The organism is Anaerocolumna jejuensis DSM 15929 (assembly GCF_900142215.1).
GTDB classification, from domain to species: domain Bacteria; phylum Bacillota; class Clostridia; order Lachnospirales; family Lachnospiraceae; genus Anaerocolumna; species Anaerocolumna jejuensis.
In genome coordinates this window covers 446,893-467,590 of record NZ_FRAC01000006.1, presented here as the reverse complement: position 1 = coordinate 467,590, position 20,698 = coordinate 446,893, and the positions used below count along the sequence as shown (strand labels likewise).

At 35.0% G+C, this 20,698-nt stretch carries 17 protein-coding genes; all 17 read left to right on the top strand.

Going from position 1 to position 20,698, the window contains the following annotated elements; translation table 11 throughout:
* The first annotated feature begins 345 nt into the window (after positions 1-345).
* The 17 genes from BUB77_RS02090 (at position 346) to BUB77_RS02010 (ending at position 20,437) form a co-directional block, all read left to right on the top strand.
* Positions 346-522, top strand: a complete 177-nt coding sequence (locus BUB77_RS02090) for a helix-turn-helix transcriptional regulator (RefSeq protein WP_073272433.1) — start codon at positions 346-348, stop codon at positions 520-522.
* Positions 523-637: 115 nt separating this feature from the next.
* A complete protein-coding gene (locus BUB77_RS02085) occupies positions 638-1,939 on the top strand; it encodes a tyrosine-type recombinase/integrase (protein ID WP_073272431.1) in 1,302 nt (433 codons plus the stop codon).
* Positions 1,940-2,513: 574 nt separating this feature from the next.
* A complete protein-coding gene (locus tag BUB77_RS02080) occupies positions 2,514-2,765 on the top strand; it encodes a DUF6061 family protein (protein ID WP_330392476.1) in 252 nt (83 codons plus the stop codon).
* Positions 2,766-3,243: 478 nt separating this feature from the next.
* Entirely contained in the window at positions 3,244-4,695 is a 1,452-nt protein-coding gene (locus BUB77_RS02075; RefSeq protein ID WP_073272429.1) for a hypothetical protein, read from the top strand.
* A 299-nt stretch (positions 4,696-4,994) separates the two neighbouring features.
* Positions 4,995-5,705: a hypothetical protein gene (locus tag BUB77_RS02070; RefSeq protein WP_073272427.1), complete on the top strand. Its 711-nt coding sequence runs from the start codon at positions 4,995-4,997 to the stop codon at positions 5,703-5,705.
* Positions 5,706-5,825: 120 nt separating this feature from the next.
* The gene (locus BUB77_RS02065; protein ID WP_073272426.1) at positions 5,826-6,014 is read left to right on the top strand and encodes a helix-turn-helix domain-containing protein; all 189 of its coding nucleotides are present in this window, start codon (positions 5,826-5,828) and stop codon (positions 6,012-6,014) included.
* Positions 6,015-6,217: 203 nt separating this feature from the next.
* Positions 6,218-6,832, top strand: coding sequence for a tyrosine-type recombinase/integrase (locus BUB77_RS30365; protein WP_073272424.1), 615 nt, complete (start codon positions 6,218-6,220; stop codon positions 6,830-6,832).
* Positions 6,772-7,545 (top strand): site-specific integrase, encoded by a 774-nt coding sequence (locus BUB77_RS30360; protein WP_073272422.1) that lies wholly within the window; start codon positions 6,772-6,774, stop codon positions 7,543-7,545. Before BUB77_RS30365 ends, BUB77_RS30360 begins: the two co-directional genes overlap by 61 nt.
* 806 nt (positions 7,546-8,351) lie before the next feature.
* The gene (locus tag BUB77_RS02050) at positions 8,352-8,867 is read left to right on the top strand and encodes a hypothetical protein (RefSeq protein WP_073272420.1); all 516 of its coding nucleotides are present in this window, start codon (positions 8,352-8,354) and stop codon (positions 8,865-8,867) included.
* Positions 8,868-9,591: 724 nt separating this feature from the next.
* Positions 9,592-10,449 carry an AAA family ATPase gene (locus BUB77_RS02045; RefSeq protein ID WP_073272418.1) on the top strand — a complete coding sequence of 286 codons (858 nt, stop codon included), beginning with the start codon at positions 9,592-9,594 and terminating at the stop codon, positions 10,447-10,449.
* Between the two features lie 184 nt (positions 10,450-10,633).
* Positions 10,634-11,656, top strand: coding sequence for a DNA polymerase beta superfamily protein (locus tag BUB77_RS02040; RefSeq protein ID WP_073272416.1), 1,023 nt, complete (start codon positions 10,634-10,636; stop codon positions 11,654-11,656).
* Positions 11,646-12,995 (top strand): CCA tRNA nucleotidyltransferase, encoded by a 1,350-nt coding sequence (locus BUB77_RS02035; protein ID WP_242962336.1) that lies wholly within the window; start codon positions 11,646-11,648, stop codon positions 12,993-12,995. The genes BUB77_RS02040 and BUB77_RS02035 overlap by 11 nt, the downstream gene beginning before the upstream one ends.
* Positions 12,996-13,563: 568 nt before the next feature.
* Complete coding sequence (locus BUB77_RS02030) at positions 13,564-15,168, top strand: response regulator transcription factor (RefSeq protein ID WP_073272413.1); 1,605 nt, start codon at positions 13,564-13,566, stop codon at positions 15,166-15,168.
* Positions 15,162-16,979 (top strand): sensor histidine kinase, encoded by a 1,818-nt coding sequence (locus tag BUB77_RS02025; RefSeq protein WP_073272411.1) that lies wholly within the window; start codon positions 15,162-15,164, stop codon positions 16,977-16,979. Before BUB77_RS02030 ends, BUB77_RS02025 begins: the two co-directional genes overlap by 7 nt.
* Before the next feature lie 139 nt (positions 16,980-17,118).
* Positions 17,119-18,522: an ABC transporter substrate-binding protein gene (locus BUB77_RS02020; protein WP_073272409.1), complete on the top strand. Its 1,404-nt coding sequence runs from the start codon at positions 17,119-17,121 to the stop codon at positions 18,520-18,522.
* 152 nt (positions 18,523-18,674) lie between these two features.
* The gene (locus tag BUB77_RS02015; protein WP_242962333.1) at positions 18,675-19,589 is read left to right on the top strand and encodes a carbohydrate ABC transporter permease; all 915 of its coding nucleotides are present in this window, start codon (positions 18,675-18,677) and stop codon (positions 19,587-19,589) included.
* The gene (locus BUB77_RS02010; protein ID WP_073272405.1) at positions 19,589-20,437 is read left to right on the top strand and encodes a carbohydrate ABC transporter permease; all 849 of its coding nucleotides are present in this window, start codon (positions 19,589-19,591) and stop codon (positions 20,435-20,437) included. Before BUB77_RS02015 ends, BUB77_RS02010 begins: the two co-directional genes overlap by 1 nt.
* Positions 20,438-20,698: the final 261 nt, after the last annotated feature.

Here is a 20,698-nt window from a genome sequence, read left to right as displayed (position 1 = left end):
GTTAATGAAGTATAGTAGTTAGTGATGACATTTTAGGTTTTGATTTAATAAGTTTATTGAAAGGCACATCCAGCATCAACCCCAAGGGTAATCAGTGTCTTGTATAAAGTATAAATCATAAAATCTTGTTTAGTATAGGTTATCACGTAGGTTGATAACTTTTTTTATGCAATTTTATATTTTGTAGAATGCACTGATTATGCAATAGATTAACTATTACAGAATTGTTTATAACAGATATTGTTAATTTGCAAACAGTTATAATACTTTTTGACATAAAACACGGCAGTTATAACCAATTAGTATAGCTAGTCATAGCAATACAACGATTGGGGGGTAAGATTTATGGATAAAGCTCTATTAGATTTAGAAGAATTTTGTACTTATTTGGGGATTGGTAAAACACAGGCTCGTAAGATGTTAAAAGCACCGAAAACACCTTATACAGTGAGGTTGGGTAATAGATTATATGCTAATAAAAGGCTATTGGATAAATGGCTTGACGGAATAAGTGGTAATTAGTTGGTGTAACTTGGAATTGCTGATTGCGAAAAGGACAAACAGTATAGTATAATCAATATGCAAGCTGATTTTCACTATACTGCAGTCCTTTTCATTCAAAAGGAGGGAAAGCAGTATGGGTAAGGATTTAAAAGGTAAAGAATTAGGTGACGGTATCTGCCAAAGAAAAGATGGTAGATATGTTGCAAGATTTACAGATAGGTTTGGAAAGAGACCTGAATTTAAGGATTTTGATTTATCGAAAGTAAAAGAACAGTATAAAAAAGCAGTTGCCGAAAATGAGTTAAAATTGAACGTTGCTGAAGAAAATACAATACTATCAGAATGGTATCAAACTTGGATGAGATTGTATAAAGGTGATGATGTTATATGTGCTAATACTAGGAGACATTATAATACTGTCTTTAATAAACACATAGAACCCACATTAGGTAATCGCAAGCTTAAAGATATCAAACAGATACACATCTTAGATTTAATTAAAAACCTTGCTGATAATGGTTATCTTTATGAAACAAAAAATAAGGTCAGAATTTTAATGTTGGATATGTATGATAAAGCTATGAGAAGTGATTTAGCTAATAAAAATCCAGCACGCGGCATTGACCTTGACAAGGGGAAAACTCCAGAACCAAGAGCATTGACACAAGAAGAGCAGAATATTTTCTTTGAATGTTGCAAGGGTACATTTTATGATAACCTTTTTATTGTTGCAGTATCAACAGGGTTAAGACCCGGTGAGGTTTGTGGGTTAACTCCAGATGACATTGATTTTAAAGCTAAGACTATTGATGTTAATAAAACTCTGTTGTATCAAAAATTAGAAGGCGATGAACAGAAAGAGTTTCATTTTGACCCACCAAAAACAAAGAGTAGTTATCGCAAAGTACCAATGACCGAAAGGTGTATACAAGCGTTAAAAAGACAAATGGCACAGCGTAGTGTCATTAATTCTAGGTCAACTGCTAAACCTGTTAAAGGTTTTGAAAATTTGATATTTACAACAAGGTGGGGGACTCCAATAAACTCGCAGATATACTCAGATGCCATAGATAAAGTTTTGGAGGAGATTAATCTTACAAGGGACACGTTAGAGCAAATTACACATTTCTCAGGGCATTGTTTCAGACACACATTTGCTACAAGATGTTTTGAAGCTGGGGTAAAACCTAAAACAGTACAAGCTTATTTGGGTCATGCTTCACTAAAAATGACGATGGATTTATATACTCATTTATTTGAGGACCATTCAGTCAAAGAAATGGAAAAATTAAGTAACATAATGGATGAAACATTTAATGACACTGCTGACCTATATGAGAGTGAATGTGAGGACTTGGTAGATGCAGAAGAAACAAAGGAAGTATCCGACAATTCGATGAAAGATAATGTTGTTTACTTTAAGGCTGCAAGGTGATAAACTATATTGGTGTCAGGTTGGTGTCAGACTTAGTTAATTGGTGTCAGACGAGTGCTAAAAACCTTGATAAATAAAGGAAAGTTAAAAGCTAATCGGTACAACTTGATAGTTTTATTATGTTTATCAGGTAACGCCTTACGAACTTTAAGAAATGCCTTGAAAATGCTAGATTCTAGGCGGTTTTGAGTGATTTGGAAGTGTATTTTCTTATCGTAAAATATCGTAGGTTTTGGGGTGAAATTGGAGTCAAAAGGTGTCAAAATTGGAGTCAAAACGGGTGAAAAAGGTGTCAAATCAGAGTGGTGCTACTTGGGTTTTGAATGACAAATGGTGTCAGGTCTTTTGGCTGTAATGTGTAATGATTAAATGAATTGTAACGATGAAAATAGATTGCAGAAGATAATCTGTGAGATGGGAATCGGTGCATGGAATGCATGAGAAAGCAGTGTGTATTGAAGTTGTCTGTGAAGGTGACTTTAGCATGCTGCTTTTTGTTTTTATTATGTTTTCTTTTTATCTGTAGATGAAGGATTGGAATTTTGATTGTGTATTTGATTTAGTAGGAGAAAGGATGATTATTATGAATGGAATATACGCAAGGTATAATAAACAGAAAAATTGTATTGATGTTACGGTATTTGAAGCAGGATATGTATTAAGGCTGGATTGTGGGAAATGGGAAGATGTAGTTAAGACAACTATGAATTCACAGAGGAAGCTGGATGCAATGCCGATTGATGATCCACTAGAATATATGAGGCTGGCGTTGGGTGTAGAAATGCAGGTGTGGGTAGACGCAATGGATGATAATAGTGTGTGGTGATTACGCTTTATGAAAAGGAATTGTGCTGATTGGAATTTGACGAAAATTCTTTTGTATGTTTTGGGAGAAGAGAAGGGAACACTTTCAAAGAAGTTCACGTGGTCAATGGCTAGATACGCATCAGCGACTGCTCCAGTCTTTGATGCATCTAGTTAGGGAAAAATCCCCTAAAACCCCTGAAATATTGTAGTGATAGCACTTTTTGCTATCATTTTGGAAAGTGAGTGTACAAAATGCTATCACAGGGAAATTATAAGTGCACTTTCTGCTATCACTTTTTTGAGGGAACTATATTGACCTGGATAAGGAAGTTGAAGTGAGTGCATTTTTTGCTAACATTTTGAGATATGAGTGCACAAAATGCTAACACAGGACGATTTTGATGGCAAATTTTGATATCACATAATAGAATGTAGTTTTTTTTGAATATAATGTTATAATTGGTATTAACAAATATTAAAAGTGGTAGGAGCTTGGAATGAATAATTATTTGAATAATAATGTTTTATTGATTAATGAATATGAAAAACTCTATTCTGACGGAATTAGAATTGATGAAGTTATTGATAAATTTCGAAACGACAAATTTTATTTTACAGCTTTTGATTATGGAAGATTTAGGGTTTTTATAGATAGTTGTTTGTTATTACTAAATAAGGAAAAACTGAATAAGTATAAGAAAGATGAATATAGTTATGCTGAATTCTTTAAATTGGTTGAAAATGATCAACAATTAAAATATTACTTATCATTTATAAGAAGTAATCCGATGTTTTCAGAGGTGAAAAAACCATGTTTATTTTTTTCGACAGAAGGAAAAAACAAAGGAGCATGGGATCAGGTAGCAACGATTCGACTTTCATTTGCGCATATGCAGTATGGAAACTTTATGTCTCAAGAGAGTGGTTTGATGATAAGTTTTATGTTATATAATAAAGATAAAGGAGTAAAAAAGGATGAAGGTATTGTATTTGAACCTATGCTGCACGAGTTTGTAAAAGGTTTTTTTAGTAATTATAGTTTTGGGATGCCCTTTAAAACTTGCTTTTTTATGAAATATTCGTTAAAAAATAATAGAAAAACTTTGAATTTTAGGTTTTATGAAATAGTGGCAAAGAAAAATAAAAATCAAAAGTTTGATGGCTATTCATCAAATGTTATTTCGGAATTAATAAAACAATTTAGTGATAGCAAGGTTGATATAGTACAATATATCTATAAAAATGAAGCGAAGTATGAAATTAAAGAAAGTGAAATTGCCGAGAAGATTAATATTAAACATTATAATATCTGTGCAAAAAAATACAATTTTGACACAAATGATAAGTATTACTATGGTTTAAAAACATTTCTAGATTTTGAAACGGAGTTATCCAATTTTTTGATTCATGTTGGACAGTTGAATAATGTATTGTATGAGTATTCAATTGTTAAGAACTCTGGTAATTATACAAAAAAACAAATTGAAGAATTATGCCCTCAATTCGAAGGACAAATTAGGGAACTAAAAGAAGATGAAACAGCTACTATTTCTTTTGAAATAGGATTTTCCTATTTAAAAATAATGAACTTTGCCTTGAGAACAGAAGATGATGATTATGAGAAGATAGATTACTCTTTGATAGATGTGTCCAAATTTTTGTTCAATACGGAGTTATTAAAAAAATATATTGATGATAATAATATAATTGATAGTGCTAAACAGAAGTATGTAATTGAACGAGTTCGTAATTCATTAATGCACGGGAATATTAATTGCGAAGTTACAAAGAGCGGTGAGGTTTTAGTTGTTTTTACAGATTCATTTAATAAGAGGAATGATGTAATTAAAATATTATTATGCGACCTTAAATGTTTCTTGAATCAAAAGGCTCTTTATACCGGAATTCCAGGCCAAACGGATGTATTATTGATGCAAAGAAAGGAGTAATCCCAAATATGTAAATCGCTAGGAATAGGTTGTAATAACTTAATCTGTTTTGCTATGAGTTTTCCTACAGATAGTAAATAATTTATTTTGAAAAATACGTGGAATCCCTTGTAAAATAGTGAATTTGTAGGCGATTTATGGAGTTTGATAACATTGATTAAGGTATATTTGTTTACTGGAGCAATATCTAAATCAGAGGAAGAATGTGCTCATTTTCTGAGATTTAGATTGATTAGTATATTTTTTTATGCCTTCAACTTGAGTGATTGTGGTAGGTAAAAATGGAGATAGGATGAATTATGAATGATTTAAGATATTTAATCTCACGTGATTATTATGAACTGGTGAATAATTGGAATAAAAATAAAATGCTATATAATTCGCTTCGATTTTATCAAATATATAATCTACATATTGAACGAAGTGATTTTGCTAAAAACTTTTTTTCAAAAGTTATTAACGAGGCAGAAAATGATATTGCACCAGACATAATGACTGGATGGTGGCTACCATTAAAGTGGTTTTTATTTCGTACAAAGGACGGTAATCGAGATCATAGAACCGCCGAATTGATTGAAATAATACCAGCAAAGAACGATATTTCAATACTAACAGAAGAACTATCGATTTTAAGACATGGAAGTTCAACTGTATTATCAGACAATGTGGTTAAAGAATTACTTGCCTTTTTATGTGTGATTTATTCAGAGGGAAATCTTACTTCAGTAGCAAGAACAAATAAGTTAGGACCATTGGATGGATGGAATTCCAAGTTGGAAGATTTAAAAAAACAGTATCATGATATAGATAAGTGGGTAAAATTTGTTGAAGATAATTGTTTTGAAATGTTCTTTCAAGATGTACAATACACCAAAATAAAAGAGTATTGGCAATATGGATCAATAAATTTGTGTGATGCTTCAGATGACGATTGGAAAACTTATTTTCTGACTGCAAAAGAACTTATAGTGAAGAGGCATAAACAACTTAAGAAAAAATATAATATTTGAGTAACCTCAGAATATGTAATAATAGTAAGTACTTATACATTTTAATACTATGATTTAAACAAAAATAGCCCTCTACTTAGGGGCTATTTTTTTATCCCATTTTACACAAGGAGGACTCCCATGAACCAACAAACCGAAAAAGCCCTACTCAACCTAGAAGAGTTCTGTTCATATCTAGGTATAGGCAAAACCAAAGCAAGAGAATTGCTGAAAGCCCCATCAAGTACATTTACGTTCAAGATTGGCAATCGTTACTACGCCAATAAGAAGAAATTAGACCAGTGGCTTGACCGGACCAGTGGGAATTAGCCTATGAAGAATTTTATAAGAATTTATGAAACGATAAATCAACAGACGGTGTCTGTTAAATTAAGCAACCAGATCACAATTACAAATAAAAAAATAATTATACACACCAAGCAGCCTGTTTTATAGTATAATAAGTCCATACATTGCTATGTACTTACGATTCCTGTAACGCAGGTTTTTTCATTTATGAAAGGAACCTGTATATGGGAAAAGATTTAAATGGCAAGGAACTGGGCACAGGAATTATGCAGAGAAAAGATGGAAGATACGTTGGTCGATTTACCAATCGATTTGGACAGCGGCAGGAAGTAAAAAGTCATGATCTAAAGGAATTGAAAACGTTATTAAACACAGCAATCTATGAAGATACCAATCATATGAATCTGTGTAAAACATCAATTACCTTAGATAAATGGTTTAAGACTTGGATGGAGCACTATAAGGAAAATACCATTTGTGCCAATACCAAACGACGTTATATGGAAATCTATCGAATGCACATTTCACCAGTTCTGGGAAAAATGAAACTGCTGGACATTACACAATTACAGATTTTACAGCTCCTAAAAAAGATGGATGCAAAAGGGTTACAGTTTGAGAGTCGAAACAAAGTTCGAATCTTGCTTCAGGATATGTTTGATAAAGCTATGATTAACGACATGATTTACAAGAATCCAGCAAAAGGAATTAAACTGGGTGCACATGATAAGAAAGAACCAAGAGTACTCACGCCAGAAGAACAGGCAAGTTTTTTCGAGTGTTCCAAGGGGAGACCTTTTATGACAACCTTTTTGTTGTTGCCGTATCTACAGGTTTAAGACCTGGAGAGGTATGTGCGTTAACCTTAAAGGATGTGGATTTCAAAGATTCTTTGATCCGTGTAAAAAAAACCCTCGTCTATCAGACATTTGAAGGAGAAGAAAAGAAGAGCTATCATTTTGGTAATCCTAAGACCAAATCAAGCAAAAGAGATATTCCAATGAATCAGCAATGTGCACTGGCGTTAAAAAAGCAACTCATGCAACGAAATGTTGTTATGGGAAGAACCGTGGCCAAGCCTATTACAGGATTTGAGGAACTCTTATTCACTACTAAATTTGGAACACCAATCAATACTCAGACTTATTCTGATGCCATTAAGGCAGTATTGGAAAACGTAAACCTATGCAGAGATGAGTTGGAGAAAATTGAATATTTCAGTCCCCATTGTTTCAGACATACCTTTGCGACCAGATGTTTTGAAGCAGGGATCAAACCAAAGACCGTACAACAGTATTTGGGACATGCCACCTTACAGATGACTATGGATTTATATACCCATGTGCTAAAGGAACATTCACAGGAAGAGATGATCAAACTGGAAAAAGTTTTGGACAATACACTGGATGTTTCGGTTGCTAGTATTCATGAACGATTTGATAAGTTCCAAGAGCTAGAAAATGATACGAATAAAGCCTTTAATAAGGAAACTTGCAAGACACAAAGTAAAAGCAAAAAGAACATCGTTTATCTAAGTTCTGTAGGTACCTGAGAGAGCCAAAAACTTATTGAGAAATACTTAAAAATCTCCAGGTACCAAAATTGGAGTCAAAATCAAAGAGATTGGTGTTGCCTCTCAACAAACCTAGATTCCACAAGCCCTCACAAATCAAAACAAACACACGTTTGTACGTCTTATTATGTATATCAGGTGACGCCGTATGATTTGTAGGAAATGACTTAAAAATCCAAGATTTTAAGCGGTTTTGGGCGATTTGAAAGTGGTTTTTCTTATCGTAAAATTTCGTATGTTTTGGGGCTAAATGTAAAAATTAGCAAAAAAGGTGTCAGAAATTTAGGGTGTCACTTGAGTTTAGAATGAGATTGATGGAGTCAGTTTTCTGACGTTAATTGAGTTTTGAATGGAAATTGGTATCACGTCTTTTGAATGTAATGTGTAAAAATTAAATGAATTGTAACGATGAAAGTGGATTGCAGAAGATAATCAGTGATATCGGAATCGGTACATGGCATGAATGAGAAAGCAGTATGTTTTGAAGTTGTCTGTGTAAGGCAACTTTGGCATGCTGCTTTTGTTTATCTTTTATCTTGTAATGGTATAATATAGTTGTATCACCTGGGGATGCAAAAATGCTTAATCATTACAAATATCTATTTATGAGTTGTAATGGACGTGCCATAAACAATTTATTGGCATGGAAAAGCAAAAATGGAATGTACCATTGATGATGTTGTTCCATTTGGTATATAGATATATATTTTTCTTGACATTACACCCAGCGGGTGTTATGGTAATATAAACACTCACTGGGTGTAACATTATTAAGGAGGTATTTTATGACATACACAGGCTATGCGTTACAAATACTCAAACTAACAGAAAATGATAAAAGCTCGAACACATATAGGATACTATTTGCTCTCAATTGTTATCCGAAAGGTGTTAGCTACACAGATTTATTAAATCATGCAGCTGCATTTAATCAAAGTGCATTATCCCGTACACTTCAAAGCTGTGAAAAGCGAAAGCTAATTAATTTTGACCCCGCTGCAAAGTTGTATCAAACTAATTATTTTTTTGACGTGTCATTGCTTTGCACAGATTGTTATAAATGGTTGTATAAAATTCTAAACTCAACTTTAATAGGTGCAAATATAACTCTTATAAGAATCGCTATATATCTCATTGCTGTGGAAAAAATAAAAATAAAGGATTTAGCAATCGTTTTAGATTTAACTGAGGGACATATTAAAAATACAATTCTTAAATTGACAGAAGAATTAGGTACAAGCATAATAACGGTAGATGAAAATTTTGATGTTATTTCAGCAAATTTATCATGGTTTAAATAAAATTTTGATTAAAGCACTTTGAAAACAGTGATATTAATCAGGTCAATGAATCTAGATTACATAAGGGTTTGCAAATCAAAATGAATATATGTCTGCATGCCTTATTATGTATATCAGGATACATCGTATGAGTTGTAAGAGAAGTGCCGAAGAATACCGGATTTATTGGGGCACGATATTTTTGTGATAATAATTCAGGTGCCGTAAGTTACCTTTTAATATAGTGATTTTAATCTAATTGTATGGAATATATCTATGATAGTATTAGTATATGTAATTTAATATTGTCCAGAAGAGGAAAAATATGGATTGCAAGATTCTATTAAATAAGTGAAACAGGTGAGATATATAGGAATTTTTAATAATCCAGACTATTCCATTTCGGATATATAGAGATTATAATAATAAGGGACCATACAAATTAAAGGTTGTTAATCCACAAACACCCGAATACTAAAGCCATCCATTCCAATGAATGGAGAATTTGATATTCTATTAATGCATGGTGTTGAGTTGAGATGAAGCTGTCAAAATAATTAAAATCTATACTTTGATATGTGATTTTGGATAATGTTAATAATGAAGGGTGTATGAAAGATTTTTATTTAGATGAATTAATTAAAGCGTTAATAAAGCTATAGCTGAATTAAGAAAATGGAATAATATTCAAGAAGATATACGGAAAAAATTCAGTTTTAATATTGAAGTACGATTGGAGAATAGAATGATTTACTTAAGGAGCTTTACCTTTCCGAATGCCGACTTGGAGTTCAACTTTTTTATGGATATAAAAAGAACCTGCTATGACTCTTATTATCCATTCAAGATCTTATCAAAGCATGACCTGGACAGGCTGGATTTTGATACGGTAACTATTTTATATGGAGGGAATGGGTCGGGAAAATCTACGGCCCTCAATGTCATTGCAGAAAAGGCGGGTATTTGCAGGGATTCCGTTTATAATAAATCAAATTTCTTCCCGGATTATGTGAAGCTGTGCGGGTTAAATGAGGAAGAGGAGATACCGGAGAACAGCAGGATCATCACAAGTGATGACGTATTTGATTATATGCTGAACATCCGTAATTTGAATGAGGGAATTGACCAGAAGAGAGAAAATCTATTTGATGAATATCTGGATGTGAAATATTCTCAATTTCAGATGAAGTCCATGGATGACTATGATCAGCTGAAAAGGGTGAACAACTCCAGACGGAAAACCCAATCACGATTTGTCCGGGGAGAATTGATGGACAATGTCCGTGAGTTTTCCAATGGCGAAAGTGCATATATTTATTTTACTGAAAAAATCGGAGAAAAGGGGCTTTATTTATTGGATGAGCCGGAGAATAGCCTTTCACCAAAGAGACAAATGGAATTAATGGGCTTTCTTGAGGACTCGGCCAGATTCTTTGGGTGCCAGTTTATTATTTCAACGCATTCACCATTTCTTCTTTCCATGCGCGGAGCGAGAATCTATAATCTTGATGAAAACCCTGTTACGATTCGACGCTGGACAGAATTGGAGAATGTACGTACTTATTATGACTTCTTCAAAACACATGAAAAAGAGTTTTTATAGTATAAACATATGACTCTGCAGATCAGAGTTTTAATAATCAGGAGAGGCATGGAGATTAAAGAGACTTGCTTTGGATGATGAAAATAGAAGAATGATTAAAACGAACTTAAAAATGAAAGAATTATGTTCAATACTTATTAGCTCCATTATTATTATATAATAATATCGTGCACAGAAGGAGAAAATCGTGGATTTTAAAATGCTCTTAGAAACGAAAGAATATCAATTTTTAAAAACCGATAAGCATTTAGGAGATAAAATTATCTTACTGGGGCTGGGTGGGTCATATGCCTATGGAACTAATATTGAAACCAGCGATGTTGATATTCGTGGTGTAGCATTAAATAGTAAATCTGATTTAATTGGAATGAGCAGTTTTGAACAGAGAGTAAATGAAGCAACAGATACCACTGTCTATGCATTTAATAAGATTATTGAATTATTATTAAATACAAATCCAAACACAATTGAAATGCTGGGACTTAAGCCAGAACAGTATCTGTTTCTTTCTCCTATTGGTCAGGAATTACTTGATAATAAAAAGTTATTCTTGTCAAAAAGAGCCATCTATTCTTTCGGGGGATATGCCAATCAGCAGCTTAGGAGACTGCAAAATGCCATTGCCAGAGATACATTAACACAAACAGAAAGAGAAACCCACATTCTAAATACTATTAATAATATGATGTTTGATATAAAAGCAAGATATGAGAAGTTTGAAAATGGATCAATTAAATTATACACAGATAAAGCAATTCAAGAAGAGATGGATACCGAAATTTTTATGGATATTAATTTAAGTCATTATCCACTAAGAGATTATAAAAGTATCTGGTCGGAAATGAATAACGTTGTCAGAGATTACAGTAAGATTGGTAAACGAAATAATAAAAAAGATGAGTTTCATCTTAACAAACACTGTATGCATCTCATTAGATTATATATGATGTGTTTGGATATCCTCGAAAAGGAAGAAATTAATACGTATAGAGAAAAAGAACATGATTTACTTATGAATATTCGTAATGGAGAATTTATGAGTGAAACCGGAACAATGAAACAGGAGTTTTGGGATTTGCTAAATGAGTACGAAAAGAGATTTGAGTATGCAAAAGAAAACACAAGTCTTCCTGCGAATCCAGATTACAAGAAAGTGGAAGAATTTGTGATTAGCGTAAATGAGAGGGCGGTCAGAGGTGAATATTAAATTTGATTTACCAGAAGAAGTGAAGGAAATTTTGAAACTATTAAATAACAATGGGTACGAAGCCTACATAGTTGGAGGCTGCGTCAGAGATAAAATATTAGGTTTATGCCCTCATGATTATGATATTTGTGCTTCTGCAAAACCCAGTGAAGTTATGGAGATATTTAAAAATTTTAGAGTAATTGAAACAGGATTGCAGCATGGAACTGTAACAATAATGATAAATCATCAACCATACGAAATAACCACATTCAGAATAGATGGTAAATATTCGGATAATCGCAGACCGGATAATGTGGATTTTACATTGAATTTAGAAGATGATTTGTCTCGTAGGGATTTTACGGTTAATGCCATGGCTTACCATCCTGAGATGGGGCTGATTGATCCATTCCATGGAATATTTGATATTCAAAATAAAATAATTCGTTGTGTGGGTACTCCGGCATGCAGATTTCAAGAAGATGCTTTAAGAATATTGAGAGCCATGAGATTTTCAATTCAGTTAGAGTTTAAAATTGATGAATTAACCTTTGACGCAATGCTTGAGAATAAGTCATTAATATCGGACGTATCAAAGGAAAGAATTAATGCTGAATTATTGAAAATGTTAGAAGCAAATAAATCCATTTCAGAACATTTTTATAGATGTAAAGAGATTATTTCGGAATTCATACCGGAATTTAACTCGTGTTTTGATTTTAAACAGAATAACCCTTTCCATATCTATGATGTATATCATCATATTTTACATGCTGTTGACAGCTACTCTGGAAATGATATGAAAATAAAATTATCGTTACTTTTCCATGATATAGGAAAACCAGCTTGTTATTCGGAAGATGAAAATGGTGGACATTTTTATAAGCATGGAATTATAAGTTCAGATAAAGCAAATGAAATATTGAAAAGGTTACGTTTTGATAATGATACTATTAATTCTGTAACGGAATTGATTTTATATCATGATGCAGTTATCAAAGATAATCATAAGACAATTAAAAGATGGCTAAACAAAATAGGAGAAGAGCAATTTAAAAGGTTATTAGAAGTTCGTACGGCAGATATTTTAGCACAATCAGATTTAGACAGAGAAACCAGACTTGAAAAGCAACATAGATTGTTTGGACTGCTGGAAGAGATTTTATCTGAAGAGCAATGTTTTACAATAAAAGATTTAGATGTTAACGGCAGTGACTTAATAAATGCCGGATATAAAGAAGGAAGGCAATTAGGTGCTGTATTACAAAGATTATTGGATTGTGTAATAGCAAATGAAGCAGAAAATAACAAGGAAGCTTTGCTTAGATTAGCGAAGGAATGGATTATCAAAGCTTAGCAGAAAACGTATTTGATGAGTATTTGAACTGTACAAAACTCATTGATTCTCGCACCTTCAGCAAACTCTATTGGTGTGTTCGTACCCCAACAAATTTCATGTTATGGAAGGCTTTCGTTTCCTGGCAGTGTACAATAATACTTCCACCAGCCTTTATCATGTAACAGCATTAAAAAAGGCAGAGCCGGTTCCTTTTGGTATCTGCCTATGCAGTTTTATTTCAATTTCCTGTCTGATTATTTCTCACGTTTCTATATGTTCGGATTGAAATCTCAGTTCCATTCTCAGATTATCCAATAGATATTATCATATTGATGATTTAACTCCATATACCGTATTTTTACAGTGATTTATCATATATAAATTTTTACTATATTTAATGTGCTAACAAATACAGATTATATAACATTCAACAATTGTCACTTGCTATTCGTTTTTTCAATACATATAATATTTATGAAAATTTGTTGAAATTTACAAATAAAATAGTCAAGTTTATTGTATCCGGGGATTGCGTTAGACGGGATATATCGTAAGCAGCAAAGAGATTTAGAAGGGAGACTGATATATGATTGATGAAGTACAATTAAGAGTCATAGTCGCAGATGATGAAGCAATGCAGCGGAATGTACTGAAAGAGATTATTCGCAAGCTATGCCCGTCTTTTGAGGTGATCGCATGCAGCAACGGGAAAGAGGTTTATGATATTTTAATAAAGGAACCGGTTGATATCGTCTTGACGGATATCCGTATGCCTGTTATGGGGGGAATGGAACTGATTAAAATGATGTCTAAAGCTTGCCCGCGAACCAAGATAATCCTGATCAGTGCCTATCAGGAATTTGAATATGCTCAAAAAGCAATCAAGTATAAGGTCGTTGAGTATCTGATTAAACCATTTCGTACATCGGAGGTCCAGAAGGTATTACAAAAGGTCCAGAGTGAGATTCAAAAGGAAAATGAGAATGAAAGCAGTATGAATAAATATCAGCTTTTGGCTATGAAAGCGAAGAAACAGGAAGAAGATAATCTTTTACAGGATATTCTTAATGGTAATCCGCAGGCAATTAAAACCAATGAAGTAAAATATGGCATATTGCAGGAATTCGGAACTGTGGCATTGCTTCGATGGAAAACCGGGATTTTGGATTCGCAGAAGGTATACAACACTTTATCAGAGCAGCAGCAAAGTACTTTAATGAAGCATATATCATTTTTGTTTCCCAATATGTTTTTTGTTTCTCAGGCAAATGATTTTAATAAATCGGTCCATAAGGCAGCACTGCTGCTTCCGAAAGAAACAGCCCTGGAAATATCACAAAAATTAGAATACTGTCTGAAGCAGCTGCAGCAGGATAATATTATTTTCTGGGCAGGTCTGTCGAATACAAAGTTATGTCTGGCAGAAGCCGCATCAGAAGCGCTGGCCCAGGCAGAAGAGATGCTGGCTTTTTATTTTTACGAGGAGGAGGGCGGTGTGTTTTCTTTTGATAAGATGCATACCATTATGGATATTCCGGCAAAATCCATGTCTTCTTATGAAAACCAGCTGCATCGGGCTATTCATAATTCCGATGCTAATCAAATGAACAATATGGTAGAGGATATGAAAACCGCATTAATAAAAGAATCAAGGTGCTATCCCAATAAAATTAAGCATAGGGTATCTTCTATAATCGTCTTGCTTCTGAAAGAATTAGAAAATAAAATCTCGCAGGAACAATTTGACCAATTATTAAACCAATCCTATAAAATGTATGCGGAATGTGACTCCTTCAATCAGCTGTTCGAGATTTCAAAGCATTTATTAGGGCAGGCTATACAGTATTCCGGGCAGAAAGTCAATCAGCCGGATATTGTGGATGAATGTATTACTTACATAAAAGCACATTTGGACAGTGATTTATCCTTGCAAAGGGTAGCGGAACATGTACACTTTCATCCAAATTATTTATCCGGAAAGTTAAAAGAGAAAACAGGACTGCCTTACAGCGTATATGTACTAAAATTAAGAATGGAGCTTGCCTGCAGGCTGTTGATGGATACCAATGATAAAATACAGGAGATTGCCTTGCAATGCGGCTTCCACGACAGTAATTATTTTAACCGCATGTTCCGCCGGGAATACAGTATCTCACCGGAACAATACAGAAAGGCCCATAAAAAATGGTAAAAATACATATGGAACGGATTCTGTACCTTAGTCTTCGTACAAAACTGGGCATTATTTTGGCTGTATTTGCAATTATTCCATCATTTGTGATATACAGCCAGGTAATGAAAACTTACGAAGCTGATATGGTGGATGTGGCATCACAGAATGTACAGTCTATTGTGAAAACGAATAATAACCTGATTAATACTACTCTAAGCCGGATCGAGGACGCATCCTATCTTCTTTTAAATAATAAGGATTGCTTTGACTGCTTCTCCAAGATAGACACCTTTACGGTCAGTGATTTTTTAAAGGAGGACCGTGTAATATCAGATGTACTGGGAAAGCAGTTTGCAGCAAATAATACAGTTTATGCAAAATACATATATACCTCAAAATGGATTTTTGATGTAAATAATACATCCATGAAACCTACCATTAAAGAAATACAAGGGTTCAAACTGGATAAAAAAGCTGCCAGGTCTGGAGGGCAGGTACTGTGGATTACAAGCTACGATTATGGAAAGTGGTTCCAAACAGAATACTTAAGTAAAAAGAGAAATTACAATTATCAATATCCAATTACAATGGTCAGACTGATGAATTTCCAATATTCACAGAACGGTAAGCTGTATGCCATGAAAAATGATCAGGAACGGCCTGTATTAGTAGTACATGTTTTGGAAAGTACACTGTCTTCCCTTTATAAATCAAGTGTAAATTATAATGGAAGTATCTATGGGGTAGTGAATGAAGAGGGGAGAATTATCTCATCGGATAATAAGCTGTTTCCCATCACATCCTTGGTGCCGGAACAGATACTTAAATTAAAAGCTTCCTCCGGATATACCTCCTGTTGGATAAATCACGTGGAATACTTGTTATGTTACGATGACATGGAAGAGCGTAACTGGTTTTCCTTCTGTCTTATACCTATGACAGAAGTAATCCGGACTACAAAGGAACTGATGCAGAATTCCCAGAGATGGATAACGATGGTTCTGCTGGCTGCTTCCGTACTCATTGCGGCACTCCTGTCATCAACCATCAGCAGGCCGATAGCGGCACTCACAAAGGCAGCAGAACGTGTCTCCACCGGAGATTTCAGAGCAGATACACCGGAGCCAAGAGGCAAAGATTTTAAAATCCTTACCCGGACATTTAATCACATGGAAAAGGAGATTACCAGGCTGATAGACGAGAATTATAAAATATCCCTGCGGGAAAAGGATACCCAGATTATGGCGCTGACCATGCAGATCAATCCTCATTTCTTATACAATACACTAAACACCATTAATATGATGGCTATTATAAATGATGATTCTCTGACCTCGGATTTAATCGTCAGTTTATCTGAGATGCTTCATTATTCTTTCAGAAATACAGATGAAAAAATACCGCTGTCTGATGAAGTACAATGGACGCTCAATTATATTAATATAATGTCCAGACGTTTTGAGGGAGTTTTTGAAACCATAATAGGCATTCCTGATGAGCTTATGGTATTTAAGGTACCTAAATTTTTTCTGCAGCCAATTGTGGAGAATTCCATACTGCATGGGTTTGAAGGCATGTCCGGGGGAGGAATCTTAAGGCTGAGTGCGGAAAAGCTGGGAGATTTTATTGTTTTTACTGTTTCTGATAATGGTAAGGGCATGAAAATCACGGATTTTGGGGAGGTCACCCAAATGCAGGAGAGTGGCATCGGCTTATCGAATGTACGCCGGCGGTTATCCCTTATCTATGGGGAGAATTATTCTATTGATTTACAATCGGAACCAGGTATCGGAACCACTTTATATCTGACAATTCCCTGCCAGAATTAAAGAAAGAATAAATACCTTTGAATTGTACTATTATATGAGAATCCTCATATAGAAGATCTGCAAGTGCTATGGTAAGCTTTAATTACCGGGTTAATAAGACGTCTCATTAGCATAACAGGGAAACTGAAAGGAGATTTTTATGAAAACAAGGCGACTTGTAAGTGTATTATTAATAGCAATCATGGTTTTTAGTGCGACTGCTTGTTCAGGCAAATCGAAGGTAACCGACAGCAAGGATACCGGTAATAAGGCTGAAGGCAGCAATGCTGCCGGGGGAGGCAGTGAGGAGGTTACGGAGATCCGTTTTGCAGAATGGGATGGCGGCAATACCTTGGAAGTTTATGAAGAGATTGCCGAACAATTTAATAAATCCCAGTCAAAGATTCATGTAACTGTTATGAATATACCGGATGAATATGATACCAAAATAACAACGATGGTTGCCGGAAATGATGCACCTGAAATATGTGAGATGGAAGCTGGAACCCTGATGTACCCCTATGCAGAAGAAGGCATCGTACTTAATATGCTGGACTTTATAAATAAGGATACAGATTTTGATAAGAACTGTATGCTGGATCAGTTTAAATACATGCTCACCAGCGACTATATGGCAGGATATGCATCCGGTTCGGAAAATATTACGATGTTCTATAATCCTTCTTTATTCCAAAAGTATGGAATAGAAGAACCACCAGCCAGCTATAAGGATGCGTGGGACTGGGATACTTTTGTAAATGTTGCCCAGCGGTTAACTATCGATAAAAAAGGCAGGAATGCCCTTGACCCGGACTTTGATCCTAAAAACATTGAAACCTACGGGGTTACCATCAGCAAGTGGTGGGCAGGATATATGCCATTCCTTTATTCATTGGGCGGAGATTACTTAAATGAAGACGGTACCTCAATCGGATACGCAACGGAGCAGGGAATTGATGCATTGCAGAAGTTAGCGGATTTAACCTTTAAATATCATGTTGCACCCACTCCAACGGCCAGCGAAACCATGCCTGGTGCTTCCGAAGCGCTTACTACCAATAAGGTTGCAATGACTTTTGACGGTCAGTGGATGAATGCCGCTTTGATGGCGGATGGAGTAGCTTATAATGTAGCCGCACTCCCGAAGATGGGAGATAAGGCTAAAACAACAATGACCTTTAGCGGCATCAGTATTATGAATACGGATAAAGCAGATGCAGCCTGGGAATTCGAAAAATACATACTTTCCAAAGGCTCCTGTGACCCTTTATATAAATCAGGTTTATGGCTTCCTACCACTGCAAACGAATATACGGATGAATATATCAAATCGTTTATCACCGATAAACATCCGAAAAACTATTTTGAATCCATCGTTGCTCCGATGATGGACGGCACCGCTGAAAGGCCGGTAGTCGCTACTATTAAGAACTTTAATAAAATTAATGATATTATCAGCCCGGCCTTGGACTTGCTGTGGTCCGGTGAAATGACGGCTGCGGATGCGATTGCTTCAATAAAGGATCAGGCAAATGCTGAGGTTAAGGGTTACTTGGGAAAGTAGACTTTATATTCCTGATAAGGGAATGAAACTGATTCAGAAAATGCGAAGAGCTTCTCCTCTTCGCATTTTCCATAAAGCTCTGTATTTATAAAGTCTGATAATGATTTTTAATATTCAAGGCATCCATAGAATGGATGAAAGGAGAATTTCTGGTGAGCTATAAAGAAAAAAAATTACTCAATGCGAAAACAAAATCCAATTTCGTCGGATGGACATTTGCCTTGCCGGCTGTTTTAGGTTTTCTGTTTTTGAATCTGGTTCCAATGCTGTTAAGTGGCTATTACAGCTTCTGTGATTATAATATTATAAGTAAACCTGTCTGGTCCGGTTTTAAAAATTACATTTCGCTTTTTAATGGGACGGATGCAACGTTCTGGTTATCTGTAAAGGCAACCCTGCTTTATACCGTTATGGCAGTCCCTGCCAATTTGCTTTTTTCCTTTGCTATTGCATTATTATTAAACCGTGATATGGCCGGCAGGGCATTTTTCCGCTCTTTGTTTTACCTGCCATGTATTTTGCCGGCTGTTGCCTCAAGCTTTGTATGGGTATTGCTTATGAATCCTGATTTTGGGCTGTTCAATGTGATTTTGGATTTTCTGCATTTGCCTGAAAGTAAATTTTTCTGGGGTAAGGGAAGTGTGCTTCCTTCCATTGTATTTATGGGAATATGGAGTACCGGATCTACCCAGGTCATCTTTTTAGCGGGTCTTCAAAACGTTCCGAGAGTTTATTATGAAGCGTTGGAGATTGATGGTGGTAATGCCTGGCACAAATTCTGGAGTGTAACCCTTCCCATGGTTTCATCAACGCTTTTCTTTAATCTTGTAATGGGTATCATTGGCGCTCTGCAGGTTTTTGGGGCAGCCTATATCATAACAGAAGGCGGTCCCAACAACGCTTCAATGTTCTATGTTTTTAATCTGTGGCGGCAGGCATTTAAGTATATGGATATGGGAAAAGCCTCAGCGATGGCATGGATTCTGTTCATTGTGGTATTGCTGGCGACTTTGGTTATCTTCAGAACGTCAAATAAATGGGTATATAACGAAGGAGGAGATCAATAATGGTTATCAGAAAAAATACTGCTTACTACATAAAAAGAACATTATTCTACCTCCTGATTGGTATATTGTCTTTTGTCTGTGTCATTCCACTTTATTGGATGGTACGGTCTTCTTTTATGAAGAATACGGATATCTACGTGATGGATCCGTTTATTTTCTGGCCAAAGAAAATGCTTTGGAGCAATTACATCAATGCATGGAATTCTGCACCTTTCACAAGATATGCACTTAATACAGTAATGATTGTAGCTGCGAATATATTTGGTACTTTATTGACCTCTTCCATGGCAGCTTATGCTTTTTCAAGGGTTAAGTGGAAAGGAAGAGATTTTTGCTTCGGAATGATTCTGACTACGATGATGCTGCCAGGAGCAGTAACCATTGTACCGCAGTTTTTAATCTGGAGGAATCTCCAGATGGTGGATACCTATGTACCTTTAATACTGCCGGCTTTCCTTGGGGGAGGAGCCTTTAACATATTCCTGCTAAAACAGTTCTTTTTGGCTATTCCCAATGATCTGGATGAAGCTGCGGAAATTGATGGGGCAGGGAAGCTCAGGGTATTCCTGCAGATTATTCTTCCTCTGTCGAAATCAGCTATGATCGTGGTGGCTTTGTTTACGTTCTTAGGGAACTGGAACGACTTTTTTGGTCCGATTATATATCTGAATTCAAAAGAAAAGTTTACCTTAGCAGTCGGGCTTCTGCAGTTTCGTGGAGATTATGCCACAAAATGGAACCTGCTGATGGCTGCTTCCACTATCGTTGTTGCACCCTGTATTCTTATCTATCTGATTGGCCAGAAATATTTAATCGAAGGAATTTCTTTGACAGGAATGAAAGCTTAGTTTGAGCTTAGATATATTCACATTCAATTAACTTATATGGTATAAATGCAGTGAAGGGTTCTAAGAAGAAAAATTAAATATGGTAAAAGTGCAGTCACTACCGGCTTTACCTTCATAGTTGGTAGTGATTTTTAGATTTAAATTAGGATTCCTATATTTTCTTTTATTTTTCATTTATTTTTCTTATGAGGTGACTTCTTAATTTTTTGCTTTATGTTAAATCAATAGCGTATTGATTTGATATCAAAAACGTGGTAATCT